Source organism: Phaeovulum molybdatiresistens (assembly GCF_023544865.1).
Classification (GTDB): domain Bacteria; phylum Pseudomonadota; class Alphaproteobacteria; order Rhodobacterales; family Rhodobacteraceae; genus Pontitalea.
This window is the reverse complement of the sequence record NZ_JAMJFX010000002.1, coordinates 37,243-56,138: the sequence shown is the minus strand read 5'-3', so window position 1 is coordinate 56,138 and position 18,896 is coordinate 37,243. Positions and strand designations below refer to the sequence as shown.

The following is an 18,896-nucleotide window of genomic DNA, read 5'->3' as shown; positions in this document are numbered from 1 at the left end:
GCGGCGGCGCAGCATACAATGGCGGACACTTATGGACCTTCGCAATATTGCGATCATCGCACACGTTGACCACGGCAAGACCACGCTGGTCGACCAGCTTCTGAAACAATCCGGGGCCTTCCGGGAAAATCAGGCCGTCGCCGAACGGGTGATGGACAGCAACGACATCGAACGCGAACGCGGCATCACCATCCTGGCCAAGGCGACCAGCGTCGAATGGAAAGGCACGCGGATCAACATCGTCGACACCCCCGGCCACGCCGATTTCGGCGGCGAGGTGGAACGCATCCTGTCCATGGTGGACGGCGTCTGCCTGTTGGTGGATGCGGCCGAGGGACCGATGCCGCAGACGAAATTCGTCACCTCGAAGGCGCTGGCGCTGGGGCTAAAACCCATCGTCGTGCTGAACAAGGTCGACAAACCCGCGGCCGAACCCGACCGCGCGCTCAATGAGGTCTTCGACCTTTTCGCCAACCTTGGCGCCAGCGATGAACAGCTGGACTTCCCCCATGTCTATGCCAGCGGCATCGGCGGCTGGGCGGATGAGGCCCTGGATGGCCCGCGCAAGGATTTCACCGCGCTGTTCGATCTGATCGTGCGCCATGTGCAACCCCCGAAACAGATCGCGCGCGAGGCCGAGCCCTTCTCGATGCTGGCCACCACGCTGGGCGCGGACCCGTTCATCGGGCGCATCCTGACGGGGCGGGTGGAATCGGGTCGGCTGAAGGTCGGCGACACGCTCAAGGCGCTGTCGCGCACCGGCGAGCGGATCGAACAGTTCCGCTGCACCAAGATCCTGGCCTTCCGCGGCCTGTCGCAGCAACCGATCGACGAGGCGGTCGCGGGCGACATCGTGTCCATCGCGGGGATGAGCAAGGCCACCGTGGCCGACACGCTCTGCGCGCTGGATGTCGATGCCGCCATCCCCTCGCAGCCCATCGACCCGCCGACGATCTCGGTCACCTTCGGCATCAACGACAGCCCCCTTGCGGGCCGTGACGGCAGCAAGGTGCAATCGCGCGTGATCCGCGAACGCCTGTTGAAAGAGGCCGAATCGAACGTGGCGATCCGGGTTGAGGATACGCCCTCGGGCGATGCCTTCGTGGTCTCGGGGCGCGGCGAATTGCAGATGGGCGTGCTGATCGAAAACATGCGCCGCGAGGGGTTCGAGCTGTCGATTTCCCGCCCCCGAGTGATCTTCCGCGAGGAGGGCGGCGAACGGCTGGAACCGATCGAGGAAGTGATCGTCGATGTCGATGACGAATATTCCGGCGCGGTGATCGAGAAACTGACCGGCCCGCGCAAGGGCGATCTGGTGGAAATGCGCCCCGCAGGCCACGGCAAGACGCGGATCGTGGCCCATGTGCCCTCGCGCGGGCTGATCGGCTATCAGGGCGAATTCATGACCGACACCCGCGGCAATGGCGTTCTGAACCGCATCTTCCACGACTGGGCACCCTACAAGGGCCCGATCCAGGGCCGCCGCCAGGGCGTTCTGATCTCGATGGAAAACGGCGTCTCGGTGGCCTACGCGCTGTGGAACCTGGAAGAACGCGGCAAGCTGTTCATCGGCGCGCAGGAACAGGTCTATACCGGCATGATCATTGGCGAGCATTCGCGCGACAATGACCTTGAGGTGAACCCGCTGAAGGGCAAGAAGCTGACCAACGTCCGCGCCTCGGGCACGGATGAGGCCGTGCGCCTGACGCCCCCGGTGCGCATGAGCCTGGAAGAAGCCATCGCCTATATCGACGATGACGAACTGGTCGAGGTGACGCCCAAGATCATCCGCCTGCGCAAACGCTACCTGGACCCGCACGAACGCAAGCGCATGTCCAAGGTCGAGTGATCCAAGGCCGGGGGCTCTGCCCCCGGACCCCCGGAGTATTTCGACCAAGAAGAAACAAGGCGCGCTGCTTCTTCTTGGTGCAAATACTCCGGGGGGTGAGAGCCGCAGGCTCGAGGGGGGCAGCGCCCCCCTTTTTCGTTACCGGAACAGCACCAGCGCGCCCGGGGACCAGGCGACGCGGGTGCGGGTACCGACATCCAGCACCGGACGGCCAAAGACGTTGCGCATCGAAATCCGCACCGGGCGATCGACGCCGTCCAGTTTCACGTCGTAATAGGTCATGTCGCCGTAATAGACGACCTCGTCGATCGTGCCGGGGGTTTCGCGGTCGGTCGCGGTCTGGCCTTCATACAGGATCGTCAACGTTTCCGGGCGGAAGCCCACCGAGGCCTCGCCCCCCGCCGGTGCGGCCGAGGCCTGGGCCGCCTCGATCTGCACCTGGCCGAGGCCGGGCACCTCGACCTGCAAATGGCTGCCCGTCTCGCCCAGCACACGGGCGGGCAGGAAGTTCATCACCCCGATGAAATCGGCCACCTGGCGCGAATTCGGGCGGCGGTAGAGCGTTTCGGGATCGGCCAGCTGGGCGATCTGGCCCTCGAACATCACGGCGATGCGGTCGGACATCACCAGCGCCTCTTCCTGGTCGTGGGTGACCAGGACGAAGGTGATGCCCACCTCGCGCTGCAGCTTGATCAGCTCAACCTGCATCTGTTCGCGGATCTTCTTGTCGAGCGCAGACAGCGGTTCATCCAGCAACAGCACCTTGGGTTTCAGGATCAGCGCGCGGGCCAGCGCCACCCGCTGGCGTTGCCCGCCCGAAAGCGCATGGGCCGCGCGATTGCCATAGCCCTTCAGCCCCACCATTTCCAGCGCATGGGCCACGGCCCGGTCTTTCTCGGCCTGGCTGCGCGGGTCGCGGCGCAGGCCGAAGCCCACGTTCTGTTCCACGCTTAAATGCGGGAAGATCGCGTAGGACTGAAACACCATGTTGGTGGGCCGTTTGTTCGCCGCCACCCCGGCCATGTCCTTGCCGTCGATCAGCACCACGCCCGAGGAGATATCCTCAAACCCCGCGATGGTGCGCAACAGCGTGGTCTTGCCGCAGCCCGAAGGGCCCAGCAGCGAAAAGAACTCGCCCGCGCGGATGGTAGCATTGATGCCGCGCAGCGCGTGGTAATCGCCATAATATTTATGGACGTCGCGAAACTCGATCATGGGGGCGCGGTCGTTCACAGGAAGCCTCCGGTATCCTTGCCGCCGGTGCGCGCGATGCCGCGGCGGCGGAAATATTCTGCAATGGCAAGAAGCACGATCGAGGCCAGCACCAGCACGGTGCCCAGCGCCATGATCATCGGGATCTGCTTGGGGAACCGCAGCTGCGAGAAGATATAGGTGGGCAGCGTCGGTTCATTCCCTGCAAGGAAGAAGGCGATGATGAATTCATCAAGGCTGATCGTGAAGGAAATGAGGAAGGACGAAATGATCCCTGGCATCACCAGCGGCAGGGTGATCAGCCGGAAGGTGGCCCATTTCGTCTCGCCCAGGTCATAGGCGGCCTCTTCCAGGCTGCGGTCGAGCGAGGAAAACGCCGTGTTCAGGATGGCGATCGCATAGGGCGTGGCGATCAGCACATGGCCCAGCATCACCGTGAACACCGACAGCGGAACGCCGATACCCAAAAACACCACCAGCAGCGACACCGCCACGATGATTTCAGGCAGCACCAGCGGCAGCATGATCAGCCCCATGATCCCGCCCTTGCCCGGAAAGGCAAACCGCGTGCCCGCGCGCGCGGCAAAAATGCCCAGCGTGGTCGACAGAACCGCCGTGCCCAGCGCGATGATCAGCGAATTCTTCAGCGCCCGCCCCAGCGTGGGGTTGGCGAACATCTGCGCGAACCATTCGGTCGTGAAGCCCTTCAGCGGAAAGGCGATGATCGTGCCATCGTTGAAGGCGAAGATCGGCAACAGCAGGATCGGCGCATAAAGGAACAGCAGATAGGCCAGCGCATAAAGGCGCAGGGGCGGAAGCTTCATTTCTGCACCCTCAGGAAACGGCGGTTGAGGAACAGGAACAGGACCGAAATCACCGCCACCACCGACATGGCCGACACCGCGATGGCCGATCCCATCGGCTTGTTGTCCAACGGCAGCATCTGCGCCTGGATCATGTTGGCCACCATCGGCAGCTTGCCCCCGCCGATCAGTTCCGGGGTCACATAATCGCCGATCGTCGGGATGAAGACGATCAGCACCGCCGCCACCACGCCCGGCATCGCCAGCGGCAGCGTCACCCGCCAGAAGGTCATCAGCTTGCTTTCGCCCAGATCCTGCCCCGCTTCCAGCAGCGAGCGGTCGATCTTTTCCAGGCTGACAAAGATCGGCAGGATCGCGAAGGGCGCATAGGCATGGGCCAGCGTCACCGCGATCGCGCCCACGGTGTTCAGCATCTGCAGCGGCTGATCGATGATCCCCAGCAGGTCCAGCCCCGAATTGACCACGCCGTTATAGCCCAGGATCACCTTCCACAGGAACACCCGGATCAGATAGCTGGTCCAGAACGGGATCGTGATCAGAAAAAGCCAGCGCGCCTTGTTCGACGCGCGGACATGGAAGGACACATAATAGGCGATGGGAAAGGCCAGAACCACCGTGACCAACGTCACCAGCCCCGACACCAGAAGCGAGCGCAAAAGGATCGCGCGAAAGATCGGGTCAGTCCAGGTGGCGATGTAGTTTTCAAAGGTGACTTCGCGGATGATCGTCAGATAGCCGTCCTTGAAGAAGGAAAACGCCAGGATCGTCGCCAGCGGCGCGGCCAGCATCAGCACCGCATAAAGCGCGGTGGGCGCGACCAGCGCATAGCCGTTGAAGGCTTCGGACCGGGTGAACCGGCTCAATCGCGAACCCGTTGCCATTGGATCACATACTCCCTCGCGCGCGCTCGTTTCCCCCGGCGCGTTGTGGTCACGTTCGCACAAGCCACGGCCAAGGGAAAGGGGGCGCGTTGCGGCAAGCGGGGCGCAACAACCGGGGCGCGGTTTCGGGCTGGCATTCAGCCGCCAGTCGCAAGCCTTGCCCCCAGCGCCGCCGCCACTTCGGCGGCGTCGGTTGCGGCCAGCAGGGAAAGAACACCGGCGGGCGGGGCGCGACCCTGCAGCCCGGCCGCATGCAGGGTCTGCATCAGGCGGTAGGCGGGCATCGGATCGGCGGGGTCGGGCATCAGCACGACCAGATCGCCCGCGACCAGCAGCCCGGCCAGTGCGGCGATGGTCTGTGCGGCGGCGGTCTGTGCGGCGGTGGACCCTGCGCCCGCCCAAGGCAGCAGCCAAAGCTGCCCCCCCTTCGATCCGGCAGATCCCGGCCCGGCCAGATCGGCAAAGTCACCAGGCAGGGCCGCGCGGCGCGCCGCGGGCCCAAGCGCCGCCCAGATCGGCGCGGCTGCCTGCGCCGCCGCGCGCACCCGCGCGACATCATCCGGCCCCGCCGCCACCAGCGGGTGGCAGGGATCGGCGCTTTCGATCAAAACCGTGCCAAAGGGCGCGCGCCAGGCCCCGGCCACATAATGCGTCAGGAAAAGTTCCGATCCATCCTCGGCCATCCGGCTTCCCCCCCATTCAGACCGGCAGATCGCCGGGCGGATTGTCCAGAAGCCGCGCCAGCCGCGCCATCGCGCCGGCAAAGACCTGTTCCTGCACCCCGCCCGCCATGGCGATACGCACCGCATTGGGCGCATGTCCATCCACCAGCACATATTCGTCCGAGGATCGCAACAGCACGCCTTCCGCCTCGGCCATGCGCGCGAAGGTTGACGCGCGCCAGCCCAGTGGCAGGCGCAGCCACAGGAACGACAGCCCTGGCAGCCAGGACACATCCTGCCCCGAAAGCGCCGCCAGCGCGATATCCAGCCGCCGCGCCATCACGTCTTGCGCGGTCTGACGCAGCGCCATCGCCTCGCCCGAGGTCAGCAGCCGCGTGATGATGTCGGTCACCGGACGCGCCAGACCGAAATAGCTGTGCTGGGCTGCCAGCCGCCCAGCCTCGCCCATGCCCGCGGGGCAGACGACAACGCCAAAGCGCATCCCGGCGGAAATCGTCTTGGACAGGCTGGACACATGCCAGACCCGTTCGGGCGCCAGTTCGCGCAGAAGCGGCAGGCCGGAACTGGGGGCGGTATAGCAGTCATCTTCCAGGATCTGCAGATCGTGGATGCGCGCGACCTCGACGATGGCGCGGCGGCGCGCCTCGGACATGCGCACGGCGGTGGGGTTCTGCGCCTCGGTCGTGACACAGACCAGCTGCGCGGGGTGGCGCCGGCAGGCCGCGTCCAGCGCCTCGGGCACCAGACCTTCGTGATCCAGCGCGATCGGAACCACCTCGGCCCGGTTCAGGCGCGCGGCATGACGAAAGCCGGGATAGGCCAGTTCCTCGGCCAGAACCACCGGCCGGTCGCCACGCAGGCAGCATTGCAGCACGATGTTGATGCCGTTCTGCCCGCCATGGGTCAGCACCAGATCATCGGCGCTGACCGGGCCCAGACGACAGCAGGAAAACCATTCCAGAGCGGCCTGGCGGCAATAATGGTCACGCCGCAGGCCGGGATATTCCAGATATTGCCAGCCGATGTCCTGCGCCGCCGCGGCCATCGCGCGCGCCAGCGCCGCCGCCTGCCCCACATCGGGCAGCTGGGGTGAACGCAGATCGACCACGCCGATCGCCTCGGGGTCGGTGCGCGGCAGGGAATACAGCGGCTCGGTCGGGCCAAGGCGGCGACGTTGCGCGGCAACAAAGGTGCCCCGGCCAACGGCGGCTTCCAGCAGGCCTTCCTGGGTGGCGATCTGATAGGCGCGCGCCACCGTGCCCGGCGTCACCCCCAGCCGCCAGGCCAGATCGCGCACCGTGGGCAGCTGCGCCCCCACCGCCAGTTCGCCCGCGCGCACCGCATCGCGCAAGGCCCGCACCAGCGCCAGATATTTCGGACCCGACCGCGCCGCCAGATCGGGAAGCCATGTTGTATCAGTCACAATGTTTCTCTGGACCCGATTGGCTGCACTTTGTATCGACAGGCTAACCACCCTTTCGGGATTGTAGCAACACAAAAGGCCCGCCATGTCCAGCCTGACCCTTCCGCATCGCCGCCCTGCCCGTCCCGGCCTGCGCGCGTTTCTGCAGCGGATCCGGGATTGGTCGGACCGCAAGCGCAGCCGTGCGGCGCTGGCGCGGCTGGATGCGCATCTGCTGCGCGATATCGGAATCGATGCCGACCGCGCCGCGCATGAGGTCGCTCGGCCGTTCTGGACCGCCTAGACATTCAGACAGGTTCCGGCAGTCCCCTGACGGTACCTCTTCCTCGGCCGGGGTTTCCCCGGCCGTTTTTTATTGAATTTCAGCTTGCTACCGCGTCAATCGTGATCGCGCGCTTGCGCAGTTCGGTGTAAAGCGCGGGGATCACGCGGGTCTGGTTAACCGCGCGCGCCAAGGCATCGCCCAGCTGGCGTTCATTCGCGGCCCCACAGACGCGCCAGACCAGCCGCCGCGCCACGCCATCGTCATAGACAATTTCCATTCCGCCCGCGCGCCCCTTGCGCAAGCCCAGGAAATCGCACCCGCCCGCGGCGCTGTGATAAACCGATTGTGCCATCGTACTGCTCGTTTCTTGTTTTGTACCGATGGTCAAGGAATGCCGGACAGCGCCCCGCCCGGTCAATGAAAAGCACAATAGCCCCCTGATTTCGCCCAAGCACTGAGTCCGCCGCGCCACAGCGGGCCGGGCTGCTGCCCCGCGCAATCAGGCAGTCGGACGGTCAGGCGGTCAGCGGTCAGGCGGCGAACAGTGCGCGGGCCTCATGCGCCTTCAGCGCCAGGCGCGCGCCATCCCACAGCCGGTCCGCCGGACCATCGCGCAATTCGGGGAAGATCGCAAACAGCTCATCGCGTTGCGCCCCGTCCAGCCCCCCGATCGAGGCAGCACCAGGCTGATAGCTTTCGGTCCAGGCGCCATCGGCCAGGATGATCTCATGCGCGTCGCACAGCAGGTGGATGTAGCTGACCGCAGGCACCGTCGCCCGCGTGATCCCGGGCCTGCCGACCAGATGCACGGCGGCCACCAGAACCTCGGCCTCGCCGAACAGCAGCTCGGCCCGACGCCCGGTGATCAGCATGCGGTGCTGCGGCGATACGACCAGATCGGCTTCGGGCAAGCCATCACCCAGCGCGCCGCGCGCGATGCGCACCGGCTGCAGCTGCGGGTTGGCGGCCAGATCCGCCGCGGTCAGGTCGCGCCGGCCGATCCACCGGATCGTCTGATAGCCGTTGTCGCGCGTCAGCACCCGGTCGCCCACGCGCAGATCCTGCACCGCGACACGGCCCGCGATGGTTTCGATCATCGCGCCGGGGGTAAAGCAGGGCACGACGGTGACCTTTTCGATATTGGCGAAGGTGGTGGTGGCGCTGCTGCCATGCCAGTAGATCGTGCCGTTTTCGGAATTTTCCGGATCGTAGACGATTTTGGCGCCGCCATTGACGATCAGCTCATCTATGTCCGAGCCATCGGCATCTTCTCCGCCATCGACGAATTCGCCCACCGACTCGCCCGTGGTGACGGTGATCTGGTCGGACCCGGTGCCACCAAAGACCACGTCCAGGCCTGCGCCGCCGTCGATCGTATCATTGCCCGCGCCGCCCAGGATGGTGTCGTCGCCATCCTCACCAAACAGCGAATCGCCGCCGCCGCGGCCATCCAGGTAATCGTTGCCCGCGCCGCCGTAGAAGACGTTGGTGTAGATGTCCGACCCGCTGGTCGATTCCCCGTCATAGCCCAGAAGCACATCATCGAAGGCCGAGCCATAGATCCCGTCCACGCCCGACAGGGTGTCGCCGTCGGCATCGCTGCCCACCCCCGCGCCGGTGCCCGCGTCAAGGTCCACGATCACGCCTGCTGCCGAGGCGCTGTAATCGGCGAAATCAAGGCCGCTGCTGCCAACCAGCGAATCCGCCCCGGCCCCGCCCGCCAGCGTGTCATTGCCCAGCCCGCCGTTCAGCGTATCGCGGCCCTCACCGCCCGACAGGACATCATCGCCATCTTCGCCGAACAGCAGGTCATTGCCCGCCCCGCCAAGGATCGTGTCATTGCCGGTGCCGCCATAGACCGTGTCATTGTCGGTGGGAATCGCATCGAAAACGACGTTGGAAATGCCGATCAGCTGTGAACTGTCCGAGGATCCAACGTTGTCATACAGGATCTCGATCCGCGTGACCGGCCCGGGGACCGAGACCAGAACCGATCCCTCGGCCTCGCCAAGGAAATCGGCATCCCCGGCGGCGGTCACGGTATTGCCCGACACGACATCCGACCCCGACGCCGTCAGCGTAACCGGCACCGCCGTATCGCCGTTCCAGGCCAGAACGGTGATCTTGTCGATCCAGTAGTCCCGGTCCACGTCCTGCAGCCGGAACAGCACGTTTTCCACCGCATTGGCATAGCCACTGCCAGAAACGGCCGAGAAATCCAGCTTCACGCTGGACGTGTAAGAATAATAGGTGCCGGTGCCCGTCAGGATCGCCATCGACTTTTCGGGGATGCCTTCGCCATCCTCGACATAGCCGGTGTTGACCGTATCGACGGTAAAGCCGGTGCCGGGGCCAAGGTCGGTGTAATCGACCTTCACATTCACGCCGCCGGTGTTTTGCGTGAAATCCCCCGCGATCGAGGTGCCGTTGCTGCCCTGTTTCGACCAGTCCAGCATGCGCAGCACCGACAGAAGGCTGTCAGGCCCGGCAATGATCAGATCATCCCCGGCCTCGCCGCGAATGCTGTCGTTGCCCGTCAAGCCTGTGATCGTATCCGCGCCGGCCGTGCCGATCAGCGTGTCGTTCCCGCTCGTTCCCGTCGTCAAGGTCACACTCGCATTCAAAACCGCCCGCAAAACATCGCGCGGCGCACCAATTACCAATTTTTGCCTATCTGGTCGGGTTCTGCCGCAGGATCAAGACTTTTTTAAGACATTTACCAATCTGACCCGGCGTGCTGCCCGCTGCCGTTGCGTAATGCACGAAAACACAGCAGGGGCGCTACGGCCCTGACAGCAGATTTTTCAAAGGATGAGGATTCGCTGGTACCCGAGGTCGGACTCGAACCGACAAGCCTTGCGGCGGGGGATTTTGAATCCCCTGCGTCTACCATTCCGCCACTCGGGCCAGCGCGTGTGACTTAGCGCGGCGCGCGGGCGGTGGCAAGATGCTGGTTACAGATCGCGGGCGGCAAAACTGTCGCAAACCGCGACGTCGCCCGACTGAAAGCCGCGGTCGAACCAGGATTGGCGCTGGTCCGATGTGCCGTGGGTGAAACTGTCGGGCATCGGCACGCGCCCGGCATTGCGCTGCAGCGTGTCATCGCCGATGCGCGCGGCGGCATTCATGGCCTCGGCCACGTCGCCGGGCTCAACCGAGCCGAAACTTTCCGCGGCATGGCGCGCCCAGACCCCGGCCAGGCAATCGGCCTGCAGTTCCACCCGCACCGACAGCGTGTTCGACTGTGCCGTGCTGGCGCGGGCGCGCGCGGCATTGACCTGGTCCAGAATGCCCAGTTCGTTCTGGACATGATGGGCGACCTCATGCGCGACGACATAGGCGGCGGCGAAATCGCCCCGCGCACCCAGTTGATGGGCCAGCGTGTCGAAGAACTGCGTGTCCAGATAGACCTTGCGGTCGGCGGGACAATAGAACGGCCCTGTCGCCCCCGATGCCCCGCCACAGGGCGATTGCGTGACCCCGGAAAACAGCACCAGCGTCGCGGGCAGATAGTCGCGCCCCAGGTCGGCGGCAAAGATCTGGGCCCAGACCTCTTCGGTATCGGCCAGCGTGACCGAGACGAAATCGCCCATCGCCTGATCCTCGGGGCTCAGCTCGGATTGCACCTGCGGGCCGCCGGTGCCCTGCAACAGCGGCGTGACATCGACATCGAACACCAGGCCCAGGACCAGAACCGCGATCAGCCCGACCCCGCCCAGACCCGCGGCCCCGCCCACGCGGCCCATGCCGCGCCGGTCCTCGATGTTGCGGCTGCCCCGCCGGCCCTGCCATTTCATCGCCCTGCCCCCCGGCGTTGCCCGATCCCGTAACCTTGAATACCCCGCCCCGGTTCCCCGCAACAGATCAAATCCGCGCGCGCGGCCCCTGCCCCTTGCGCGCGCGCCTTGACGCGGCGCCCCGCGCGGGCGAGGAACAGGCGGCACAAGAATGGGGCGCAGATGATCCGGCGGCTGTATGACTGGACGATGGGGCTGGCGGGTCACCGCAACGCGATCTGGGCGCTGGCGGCGGTGTCCTTTGTCGAAAGCTCGATCTTTCCGATCCCGCCCGATGTGCTGATGATCCCGATGATCCTGGCGATGCCCTGGCGCGCCTTTCACATCGCGATGGTCTGCACGGTGGCCTCGGTTCTGGGGGGGCTGCTGGGCTATGCGATCGGGCATGGCTTCATGGAGACGATCGGCCAGCCGGTGCTGGATTTCTACGGCAAGGCCCAAAGCTTTGACGAGCTGGCCGCGCGGTTCAACGCCTATGGCGGCTGGGCGGTGCTGGTGGCGGGTGTGACGCCCTTTCCCTACAAGGTCATCACCATCTTTTCGGGCGCAACCGCGCTGTCGCTGCCGCTGTTTATGGCCGTGTCGGTGGTGGCACGCGCGCTGCGGTTCTTTTTGGTGGCGTGGCTGTTGTGGAAATTCGGCGCGCCGATCCGCGATTTCATCGAGCGGCGTCTGGGCCTGTTGTTCACCCTTTTCGTCATCCTGCTGATCGGAGGTTTCTATGCCGCGCGCCATCTTTGATCGCCTGTGCGACCTGCCCGCGCGCGTGATGGCGGGGCTGGCCGCGGCGGGATCGGCCGCGGTGCTGATCGCGGCGCTGGTGTTTCAGTATTTCGGCGTCGCCCCTTGCGATCTGTGCATCACACAGCGCTGGCCGCATCTGTTTGCGGCCCTGCTGGGCGCGGTGCTGATGGTGCTGCGGCTGCCGGGCGCGGTCTTTCGCGCGGGCGCGCTGGCAGGCGCCGGGGCTGCGGCGCTGACCGGCGCCATCGGGGTTTATCATTCGGGGGTGGAACGGGGCCTGTTCGAGGGGCCCGACAGCTGCACCTCGGGGCCGATCGGCACCCTTTCGGCGCAGGATCTGCTGGCGCAGATCCAGGCCGCGCCGCTGATCCGCTGCGATGAAATCGCCTGGCAGATGTGGGGCGTGACGATGCCCAATCTGAATGCCATCGCCTCTTTTGCCTTTGCCGCGCTGTGGATCGCGGCCTTTGTCCGCGCACGCGGCCGGGCCTGAGCCACTTGCAAAGCCCCGGGGCCGCGTTCGCGCATTGCACCCCAAGGCATGGATCGGCTATACATCGGGCCAACAATATCTAGAAGGGCGAGCCAGCCGTGACCGATACGCCAGATACGCCGGACCTGATGGAAGACGGGCCCAAGCGCCCGCATTACGAAGGGCCGACCGTTTCCATCGCGCAAGAGATGAAGACCGCCTATCTCGATTACGCCATGAGCGTGATCGTCAGCCGCGCGATCCCCGATCTGCGCGACGGTCTGAAGCCGGTGCACCGGCGCATCCTCTATGCGATGCACGAAACCGGCAACACTCATGAAAAGCCCTATCGCAAATCGGCCCGCCCCGTGGGCGATGTGATGGGTAAGTATCACCCGCACGGCGATGCCGCGATCTATGACGCGCTGGTGCGGATGGCGCAGGGCTTTTCCATGAGCCTGCCGCTGCTGGACGGCCAGGGCAACTTCGGCTCGATGGATGGCGATAGCGCGGCCGCGATGCGCTACACCGAAGTGCGGATGGACAAGCCCGCCTCGGCGCTGCTGGCCGATATCGAAAAAGACACTGTCGATTTCCAGGACAATTACGACGGCAAGGACCGCGAACCCACGGTTCTGCCCGCGCGCTTCCCCAACATGCTGGTCAATGGCGCGGGCGGCATCGCGGTGGGTATGGCCACCAACATCCCGCCGCACAACCTGGGCGAGGTGATCGACGCGACGCTGGCGCTGATCGAGACGCCGGATCTGACCTCGGAAGGGCTGATGGAGTACATCCCCGGCCCCGATTTCCCGACCGGCGCGCAGATCATGGGGCGCGGCGGCGCGCGCAAGGCCTATCTGGAAGGGCGCGGCAGCGTCATCATCCGCGCGAAGACCCGGGTCGAGGAAATCCGCAAGGATCGCTATGCCATCATCGTGGACGAAATCCCCTATCAGGTGAACAAGGCCACGATGATCGAAAAGATGGCCGAACTGGTCCGCGACAAGAAGCTGGAAGGCATTTCCAACATCGCCGACGAATCCGACCGGGTCGGCGTGCGGGTGGTGATCGAGCTGAAGCGCGACGCGACGCCCGATGTGGTGCTGAACCAGCTCTATCGTTTCACGCCGCTGCAAACCTCGTTCGGGTGCAACATGCTGGCGCTGAACGGGGGCCGCCCGGAACAGCTGACGCTGCGGGATTTTCTGCATCATTTCATCACCTTCCGCGAAGAAGTTGTGGCGCGCCGTACGGCCTATGAACTGCGCAAGGCGCGTGAACGCAGCCATATCCTGTGCGGTCTGGCGGTCGCGGTGTCGAACGTGGACGAGGTTGTGGCGACGATCCGGTCCTCAAAGGACCCGGCCGAGGCGCGCGACCGGCTGATGACCCGGCGCTGGCCCGCCCATGAGATTGCCGATTACATCCGCCTGATCGACGACCCGCTGCATCCAATCAATGACGATGGCACCTACAACCTGTCGGAAATTCAGGCGCGGGCGATCCTGGACCTGCGGTTGCAGCGCCTGACCGCGATGGGGGTGCAGGAAGTCACCGACGAACTGCAGGAACTGGCCGCGAAGATCCGCGAATATCTGGCGATCCTGGCCTCGCGCGAACGGATCATGGCGATCATCGCGGATGAGCTGCGCGAGGTGCGGGCCGCCTATGCCGTGCCGCGGCGCACCGAAATCGTGGACTGGGCCGGCGATCTGGACGACGAAGACCTGATCGAGCGCGAGGATATGGTCGTCACCATCACCTCGGGCGGCTATATCAAGCGAACGCCCTTGGCCGAATTCCGCGCGCAGCGCCGCGGCGGCAAGGGCTTGTCCTCGATGGCAACCAAGGAAGACGACGTCGTCACCACGCTGTTCGTGGCCAATACCCACACGCAATTGCTGTTCTTCACCACCGACGGCATGGTATATAGCCTGAAGTGCTGGCGCCTGCCGCTGGGGTCGCGCACCGCCAAGGGCAAGGCGATCGTGAACATCCTGCCGATCCCGACCGGCGTGTCGATCGCGGCGCTGATGCCGGTGGATGCGCCCGAAAGCGAATGGGACAACTACCAGGTGTTCTTTGCCACCTCGGATGGCGATGTGCGCCGCAACGCGCTGTCGGATTTCGCCAATGTCAAACGCAACGGCAAGATCGCGATGAAACTGCCCGAGGGCGTGACGCTGGTGAACACCCGCATGTGCACCGAGGATGACGATGTGATGCTGGTCACCGCCAATGGCCGCGCGATCCGCTTCCCCGTGACCGAGGTGCGCGTCTTCAAGGGCCGCGATTCGACCGGCGTGCGCGGCGTGCGGCTGGCATCGGGGGATTCGGTCGTGTCGATGTCGGTGATCCGCCATTTCGAGGCAACACCCGAGGAACGCGTGGCCTTCATCCGGATGAAACGCGCGGTGATGGGCGCGACCGAGGATGAGCCCGTCGAAACCGATGACGAGGAAACCGTGGCCGAGGCGGGCGCGCTGTCCACCGAACGCTATGCCGAGATGTCGGCCGCCGAAGACCTGATCCTGACCATCACCGTCAAGGGCCAGGGCAAGATTTCGTCCAGCCACGATTACCCGGTGCGCGGGCGTGGCGGCCAGGGTGTGACCGCCTTTGAAAAGACGATGCGTGGCGGGGCGTTGATTGCCTCGTTCCCGGTCGAGCTGTCGGATCAGGTGATGCTGGCGACATCGACCGGCCAGTCGATTCGCTGCCCCGTCGATCAGATTTCCTTCCGCTCGCGGTCGGCGGGCGGGGTGAAGGTGTTCGACACGGGCGCCGGCGAAGAGGTGGTTTCGGTCGCCCGGATCGCCGATCAGGGCGACGAAGAGGCCTGAGGGCGGCAGCTTCATATCTGGCAGAGGGGGGCGCTGCCCCCCTCGGGCTTCGCCCTCACCCCCCGGGATATTTGGGCAAAGCCGAAGGGGATTAAGGCTTTTTCAATGCGGGCATGGTCTGCTGCCGGGCGGAGGTGACCATGAACCTGTATCACTGCATGATCGAGCTGAAATCGGACGCCAAGGCACTGGCGTTTTCCGCGGCGGTAGAGGCTTGGATGGGCCTGCTGCAGGATCGCGGGTTGATCCGGGGCTGGCGGTTGCTGCGGCGCAAGCTGGGGCTGGCGGCGGATGGTCAGGCCGACTTTCTGCTGGAGCTGGAGGTGGACAGCATGACGGCGCTCGATGCGGCCTTTACCGCGATCGGGCGGGTGGATGATGCGGCGGCCCATCGCTATGACCAGATGCACGGCATGATCGCCCGCGCCGAGGTGGGGCTATACCGTCCCTTCCCCGACCCGGAACGGCGTGAAAGGATCGCGCTGATCTGATTGCGCAGATCGGACCGGGGCGCTATCTAACCGGCATGGAAACGCTTCATATCATCGGCGGCGGCATGGCCGGGTCCGAGGCTGCCTGGCAGGCGGCCGAGGCGGGCGTGCGCGTCGTTCTGCACGAGATGCGCCCGAAGGTGGAAACCTTTGCGCATCGCACGGGAAATTACGCGGAAATGGTCTGCTCGAATTCGTTCCGATCGGACGATGATGAGCGGAACGCCGTGGGTCTTTTGCACTGGGAAATGCGCGCGGCGGATGGCTTGCTGATGCGCATGGCGCAGGCGCACCGGCTGCCGGCGGGTGGCGCGCTGGCCGTTGACCGCGACGCCTTTTCCGAAGCGGTGACGGCGGCCTTGCGCGCCCATCCCGGGATTTCTTTTTCACATGAAGAGGTTACGGATCTTCCCGCCGACGGCCACTGGATCATTGCAACCGGGCCGCTGACCTCGGGGGCGTTGGCCGAAAGCATCCGGGCCGAAACCGGGGCCGAAAGCCTGGCGTTTTTCGATGCGATCGCGCCGATCGTCTATGCAGAGACGATCGACATGGACATCGCCTGGCGCCAGAGCCGCTATGACAAGGGCGAGACCGAGGAAGAACAGCGCGCCTATATCAACTGCCCGATGACGCGCGATCAGTATGAGGCGTTCATCGATGCGCTTCTGGCCGCCGAAAAGACCGAGTTTCATGAGGGTGAGACTGCTGGCTATTTCGATGGTTGCCTGCCGATCGAGGTGATGGCCGAACGCGGGCGTGAAACCCTGCGCCACGGTCCGATGAAGCCGGTGGGGCTGACCAATGCGCATGATCCGGCCAACAAGCCCTATGCCGTGGTCCAGTTGCGCCGCGACAATGCATTGGGCACGCTGTATAATATCGTAGGCTTCCAGACCAAGATGAAGTATGGCGCGCAAACCCATGTTTTCCGGATGATTCCGGGGCTTGAAAACGCGTCATTCGCGCGTCTGGGCGGCATTCATCGCAACACCTTCATCAACTCGCCCCGGCTTCTGGATGACCGGACGCGGCTGAAATCACGGCCCAACATCCGCTTTGCCGGACAGATCACCGGGGTGGAAGGCTATGTCGAAAGCGCCGCGATGGGCCTGCTGGCGGGCCGCATGGCCGCCGCCGCGATTCAGGGGCGCGATTTGGCGCCGCCGCCGCCCGAAACCGCGATGGGCAGCCTGGTCCACCACATCACCGGCGGCGCCGAGGCCAAGACCTTCCAGCCGATGAATGTGAACTTCGGCCTGTTCCCGCCGATTGATGCCAAGGGCGGACGCCGGGGCCGGAAGGATCGTTACAAGGCCTACACCGACCGTGCGAAAGAGTCTTTTTCCCAATGGCTTGCGGAACAAGGCTAAGGTGATCACGCGGTTCGCGCCTTCGCCCACGGGGCCGCTGCATCTGGGCCATGCCTATAGTGCGATGCTGGCCCATGACATGGCCCGGGCAGCGGGCGGCCGGTTTCTGCTGCGGATCGAGGATATCGACCAAAGCCGCGCCCGCGCGCAGTGGGAAGCGCAGATTTATGACGATCTGCACTGGTTGGGGCTGCGCTGGGAAGAGCCCGTGATGCGCCAGTCCGATCGCCTGAACATCTATCGCCAAGCCCTTGACGATCTTTGGAAACGCGATCTGATCTATGCCTGTTCCTGCAGCCGCCGCGATATAGAGGCCGCCGCCGCCGCCCCGCAGGAAGGTGTCACGCTTGGTCCCGATGGCATCGTCTATCCCGGCACCTGCCGGCAAACGGGCCGACGCCGACCGGGGCAACCGCTACCCGATGCGCCGCTACGGCTGGACATGGCCCGGGCCGCCACGGAACCGGTTGAATTCCTGGAAACCGGGCCGGATCACGCGGGGCTTGTCCGTGTGACGCCCGCGGCGCTGATCACCCGCGTCGGCGATGTCGTGCTGGCGCGGCGTGACATGGGGACATCCTATCATCTGTCGGTGGTGCTGGATGATGCCGCGCAGGGGGTGACGCATGTGGTGCGCGGCGCCGATCTGTTCGAGGCGACACAGATCCACGTCGTGCTTCAGAAGCTACTTCACCTTCCAACGCCAACCTACCACCACCACAGGCTTATTCGGGATGAGAATGGCAAGCGACTGGCCAAGCGCGACGATGCGCGGGCGATTGCCGCCTATCGCGCCGAAGGCGCCACGCCGCAAGACATCCGGCGGATGGTCGGCCTGCCGGTGACGGCGCCTTAAAGGGGTTTCAGGATCTCGACCTCTTCGCCGGCGCGCAGGGCGGTGTAAAAGCACGACCGGCGGTTGGTGTGGCACGCCGGGCCTTCCTGATGCACCAACAGCAGCAGGCAATCGCGGTCGCAGTCGATGCGCATCTCGCGCAGCGTCTGCACATGGCCGGAACTTTCGCCCTTGGCCCAGAACGCTTGACGCGAGCGCGACCAATAGGTGACGCGGCCCGTGGCCAGTGTGCGCGCGATGCTTTCGGCATTCATCCAGGCCATCATCAGCACCTCGCCCGAAACGGCATCCTGCGCGATCGCCGGGATCAGGCCCTGGGCGTCGAATTTCAGCGTGGCGGGATCAAAGGTCATCACGTCTTTCCTTGTGCGGTCATCGGGATTATCTAACGCGGGCATGCACCGGGGAAAAGACATGAGCGACGGCGACCTCATCAAGCTATATTCGCAGCGCATCCTGGCACTGGCGGCGGATGTTCCGCATCTGGGCCGCCTGCCCGCGCCCACGCACAGCGCCACCAAGCGCGCGCCGCTGTGCGGGTCGGTGGTGACCGTCGATCTGGTGCTGGAGGGCGGCCGCATCGCCGATTACGCGCAAGAGGTGCGGGCCTGCGCGCTGGGTCAGGCCTCGGCCGCGATCTTTGGCGCGGCGGTCGTGGGCTGCACGCCCGAGCAGGTGGCCCGGCTGCGCGATGAATTGGCCACGATGCTGAAAGAGGCAGGCCCCACCCCCCAGCCGCCCTTTGACGGCTATGAGGCGCTGCGCCCCGCGCGCGACTATGCCAACCGCCACGCCTCGATCCTGTTGGCGCCCGACGCCACGCTTGCGGCACTGGCCTCGCTGGCCTGACCTCCCCCCCAAAAAAAAGAGCCGCCGCGCATCGCAAGGATGGCGGCGGACAGTCTGCGCTTTCTGGGGGACAGGCGGCCCAGGCAGGACCGAAAGCGCGAGGCAAACGGGTCGGAACGGGTCAGAAAAAGCTGGGCAGGTGCAAGCCCACGACCAGCATCACAATCAGCGACAGCGCGCCAAGCGCATCCAGCACCAGGGTATCGGCACTGCGCGACAGGGCGGAACGGATTTCGGTGGCCATCATGGTCTCCTCTGATCTGTTGTTGCTATTTTGTTCTCATTTTTTCCCGCGCCTGTAAAGAACTTTTTAAGAACTTATGAGAACAAA

19 protein-coding genes and 1 tRNA gene are annotated in these 18,896 nt (G+C 65.0%); 9 read left to right on the top strand and 11 right to left on the bottom strand.

Annotation, left to right across the window (positions count from 1 at the left end; translation table 11 throughout):
- Positions 1-31 precede the first annotated feature (31 nt).
- Positions 32-1,849 carry a translational GTPase TypA gene (gene typA / locus MXB90_RS02620; RefSeq protein ID WP_250040732.1) on the top strand — a complete coding sequence of 606 codons (1,818 nt, stop codon included), beginning with the start codon at positions 32-34 and terminating at the stop codon, positions 1,847-1,849.
- Between the two features lie 138 nt (positions 1,850-1,987).
- Here typA and MXB90_RS02615 read toward each other — a convergent pair whose 3' ends face one another.
- The 5 genes from MXB90_RS02615 to MXB90_RS02595 form a co-directional block, all read right to left on the bottom strand.
- A complete protein-coding gene (locus MXB90_RS02615; protein ID WP_250040721.1) occupies positions 1,988-3,064 on the bottom strand; it encodes an ABC transporter ATP-binding protein in 1,077 nt (358 codons plus the stop codon).
- A gap of 14 nt (positions 3,065-3,078) precedes the next feature.
- Positions 3,079-3,885, bottom strand: a complete 807-nt coding sequence (locus MXB90_RS02610) for an ABC transporter permease (protein ID WP_250040719.1) — start codon at positions 3,883-3,885, stop codon at positions 3,079-3,081.
- On the bottom strand, positions 3,882-4,766 hold the full coding sequence (locus MXB90_RS02605) for an ABC transporter permease (protein WP_250040717.1): 885 nt from the start codon (positions 4,764-4,766) through the stop codon (positions 3,882-3,884). Before MXB90_RS02605 ends, MXB90_RS02610 begins: the two co-directional genes overlap by 4 nt.
- 137 nt (positions 4,767-4,903) lie before the next feature.
- Positions 4,904-5,449, bottom strand: a complete 546-nt coding sequence (locus MXB90_RS02600; RefSeq protein WP_250040716.1) for a hypothetical protein — start codon at positions 5,447-5,449, stop codon at positions 4,904-4,906.
- 16 nt (positions 5,450-5,465) lie between these two features.
- On the bottom strand, positions 5,466-6,872 hold the full coding sequence (locus MXB90_RS02595) for an aminotransferase-like domain-containing protein (protein WP_250040715.1): 1,407 nt from the start codon (positions 6,870-6,872) through the stop codon (positions 5,466-5,468).
- A gap of 85 nt (positions 6,873-6,957) precedes the next feature.
- Here MXB90_RS02595 and MXB90_RS02590 point away from each other — a divergent pair, with 85 nt between their 5' ends.
- Positions 6,958-7,155 carry a DUF1127 domain-containing protein gene (locus MXB90_RS02590; protein WP_250040714.1) on the top strand — a complete coding sequence of 66 codons (198 nt, stop codon included), beginning with the start codon at positions 6,958-6,960 and terminating at the stop codon, positions 7,153-7,155.
- Positions 7,156-7,234: 79 nt separating this feature from the next.
- On the opposite strand, the gene MXB90_RS02585 is transcribed toward MXB90_RS02590, so the two are convergent.
- The 4 genes from MXB90_RS02585 to ypfJ all read right to left on the bottom strand — a co-directional run bounded on the left by MXB90_RS02585 (position 7,235) and on the right by ypfJ (position 10,934).
- Positions 7,235-7,489: a hypothetical protein gene (locus MXB90_RS02585; protein ID WP_250040713.1), complete on the bottom strand. Its 255-nt coding sequence runs from the start codon at positions 7,487-7,489 to the stop codon at positions 7,235-7,237.
- 178 nt (positions 7,490-7,667) lie between these two features.
- Positions 7,668-9,743, bottom strand: coding sequence for a Hint domain-containing protein (locus MXB90_RS02580; RefSeq protein ID WP_250040712.1), 2,076 nt, complete (start codon positions 9,741-9,743; stop codon positions 7,668-7,670).
- 217 nt (positions 9,744-9,960) lie between these two features.
- Positions 9,961-10,044: transfer RNA gene (locus MXB90_RS02575), tRNA-Leu, on the bottom strand.
- Positions 10,045-10,091: 47 nt separating this feature from the next.
- Positions 10,092-10,934 (bottom strand): KPN_02809 family neutral zinc metallopeptidase, encoded by an 843-nt coding sequence (gene ypfJ, locus MXB90_RS02570; protein ID WP_250040711.1) that lies wholly within the window; start codon positions 10,932-10,934, stop codon positions 10,092-10,094.
- Between the two features lie 162 nt (positions 10,935-11,096).
- Between ypfJ and MXB90_RS02565 the strand changes: the two genes are divergently transcribed.
- The 6 genes from MXB90_RS02565 to gluQRS all read left to right on the top strand — a co-directional run bounded on the left by MXB90_RS02565 (position 11,097) and on the right by gluQRS (position 17,716).
- Positions 11,097-11,675: a YqaA family protein gene (locus MXB90_RS02565; RefSeq protein WP_250040708.1), complete on the top strand. Its 579-nt coding sequence runs from the start codon at positions 11,097-11,099 to the stop codon at positions 11,673-11,675.
- Positions 11,656-12,171, top strand: a complete 516-nt coding sequence (locus MXB90_RS02560) for a disulfide bond formation protein B (RefSeq protein ID WP_250040707.1) — start codon at positions 11,656-11,658, stop codon at positions 12,169-12,171. Before MXB90_RS02565 ends, MXB90_RS02560 begins: the two co-directional genes overlap by 20 nt.
- 98 nt (positions 12,172-12,269) lie before the next feature.
- Positions 12,270-14,996 (top strand): DNA gyrase subunit A, encoded by a 2,727-nt coding sequence (gene gyrA, locus MXB90_RS02555; protein ID WP_462982200.1) that lies wholly within the window; start codon positions 12,270-12,272, stop codon positions 14,994-14,996.
- A 140-nt stretch (positions 14,997-15,136) separates the two neighbouring features.
- Entirely contained in the window at positions 15,137-15,487 is a 351-nt protein-coding gene (locus MXB90_RS02550; RefSeq protein ID WP_250040704.1) for a DUF6614 family protein, read from the top strand.
- A gap of 35 nt (positions 15,488-15,522) precedes the next feature.
- Positions 15,523-16,860, top strand: a complete 1,338-nt coding sequence (trmFO, locus tag MXB90_RS02545) for a methylenetetrahydrofolate--tRNA-(uracil(54)-C(5))-methyltransferase (FADH(2)-oxidizing) TrmFO (protein WP_250040702.1) — start codon at positions 15,523-15,525, stop codon at positions 16,858-16,860.
- 1 nt (position 16,861) lies between these two features.
- A complete protein-coding gene (gluQRS, locus tag MXB90_RS02540; protein ID WP_250040699.1) occupies positions 16,862-17,716 on the top strand; it encodes a tRNA glutamyl-Q(34) synthetase GluQRS in 855 nt (284 codons plus the stop codon).
- Here the strand turns inward: gluQRS and hisI are convergent.
- A complete protein-coding gene (hisI, locus tag MXB90_RS02535; protein ID WP_250040697.1) occupies positions 17,713-18,069 on the bottom strand; it encodes a phosphoribosyl-AMP cyclohydrolase in 357 nt (118 codons plus the stop codon). The two genes, gluQRS and hisI, sit on opposite strands and share 4 nt — an antisense overlap.
- A gap of 61 nt (positions 18,070-18,130) precedes the next feature.
- Between hisI and MXB90_RS02530 the strand changes: the two genes are divergently transcribed.
- On the top strand, positions 18,131-18,565 hold the full coding sequence (locus tag MXB90_RS02530; protein ID WP_250040690.1) for an iron-sulfur cluster assembly scaffold protein: 435 nt from the start codon (positions 18,131-18,133) through the stop codon (positions 18,563-18,565).
- Between the two features lie 121 nt (positions 18,566-18,686).
- Here the strand turns inward: MXB90_RS02530 and MXB90_RS17725 are convergent, their stop codons facing one another.
- Positions 18,687-18,809 carry a hypothetical protein gene (locus MXB90_RS17725; RefSeq protein ID WP_284040714.1) on the bottom strand — a complete coding sequence of 41 codons (123 nt, stop codon included), beginning with the start codon at positions 18,807-18,809 and terminating at the stop codon, positions 18,687-18,689.
- Between the last annotated feature and the right edge of the window lie 87 nt (positions 18,810-18,896).

Bases quoted from the DNA above. Each gene is read 5' to 3' on its own strand.
- typA (WP_250040732.1), top strand. From the start codon at position 32: ATGGACCTTCGCAATATTGCGATCATCGCACACGTTGACCACGGCAAG.
- MXB90_RS02615 (WP_250040721.1), bottom strand. From the start codon at position 3,064: ATGATCGAGTTTCGCGACGTCCATAAATATTATGGCGATTACCACGCG.
- MXB90_RS02610 (WP_250040719.1), bottom strand. From the start codon at position 3,885: ATGAAGCTTCCGCCCCTGCGCCTTTATGCGCTGGCCTATCTGCTGTTC.
- MXB90_RS02605 (WP_250040717.1), bottom strand. From the start codon at position 4,766: ATGGCAACGGGTTCGCGATTGAGCCGGTTCACCCGGTCCGAAGCCTTC.
- MXB90_RS02600 (WP_250040716.1), bottom strand. From the start codon at position 5,449: ATGGCCGAGGATGGATCGGAACTTTTCCTGACGCATTATGTGGCCGGG.
- MXB90_RS02590 (WP_250040714.1), top strand. From the start codon at position 6,958: ATGTCCAGCCTGACCCTTCCGCATCGCCGCCCTGCCCGTCCCGGCCTG.
- MXB90_RS02585 (WP_250040713.1), bottom strand. From the start codon at position 7,489: ATGGCACAATCGGTTTATCACAGCGCCGCGGGCGGGTGCGATTTCCTG.
- ypfJ (WP_250040711.1), bottom strand. From the start codon at position 10,934: ATGAAATGGCAGGGCCGGCGGGGCAGCCGCAACATCGAGGACCGGCGC.
- MXB90_RS02565 (WP_250040708.1), top strand. From the start codon at position 11,097: ATGATCCGGCGGCTGTATGACTGGACGATGGGGCTGGCGGGTCACCGC.
- MXB90_RS02560 (WP_250040707.1), top strand. From the start codon at position 11,656: ATGCCGCGCGCCATCTTTGATCGCCTGTGCGACCTGCCCGCGCGCGTG.
- MXB90_RS02550 (WP_250040704.1), top strand. From the start codon at position 15,137: ATGAACCTGTATCACTGCATGATCGAGCTGAAATCGGACGCCAAGGCA.
- trmFO (WP_250040702.1), top strand. From the start codon at position 15,523: ATGGAAACGCTTCATATCATCGGCGGCGGCATGGCCGGGTCCGAGGCT.
- hisI (WP_250040697.1), bottom strand. From the start codon at position 18,069: ATGACCTTTGATCCCGCCACGCTGAAATTCGACGCCCAGGGCCTGATC.
- MXB90_RS02530 (WP_250040690.1), top strand. From the start codon at position 18,131: ATGAGCGACGGCGACCTCATCAAGCTATATTCGCAGCGCATCCTGGCA.
- MXB90_RS17725 (WP_284040714.1), bottom strand. From the start codon at position 18,809: ATGGCCACCGAAATCCGTTCCGCCCTGTCGCGCAGTGCCGATACCCTG.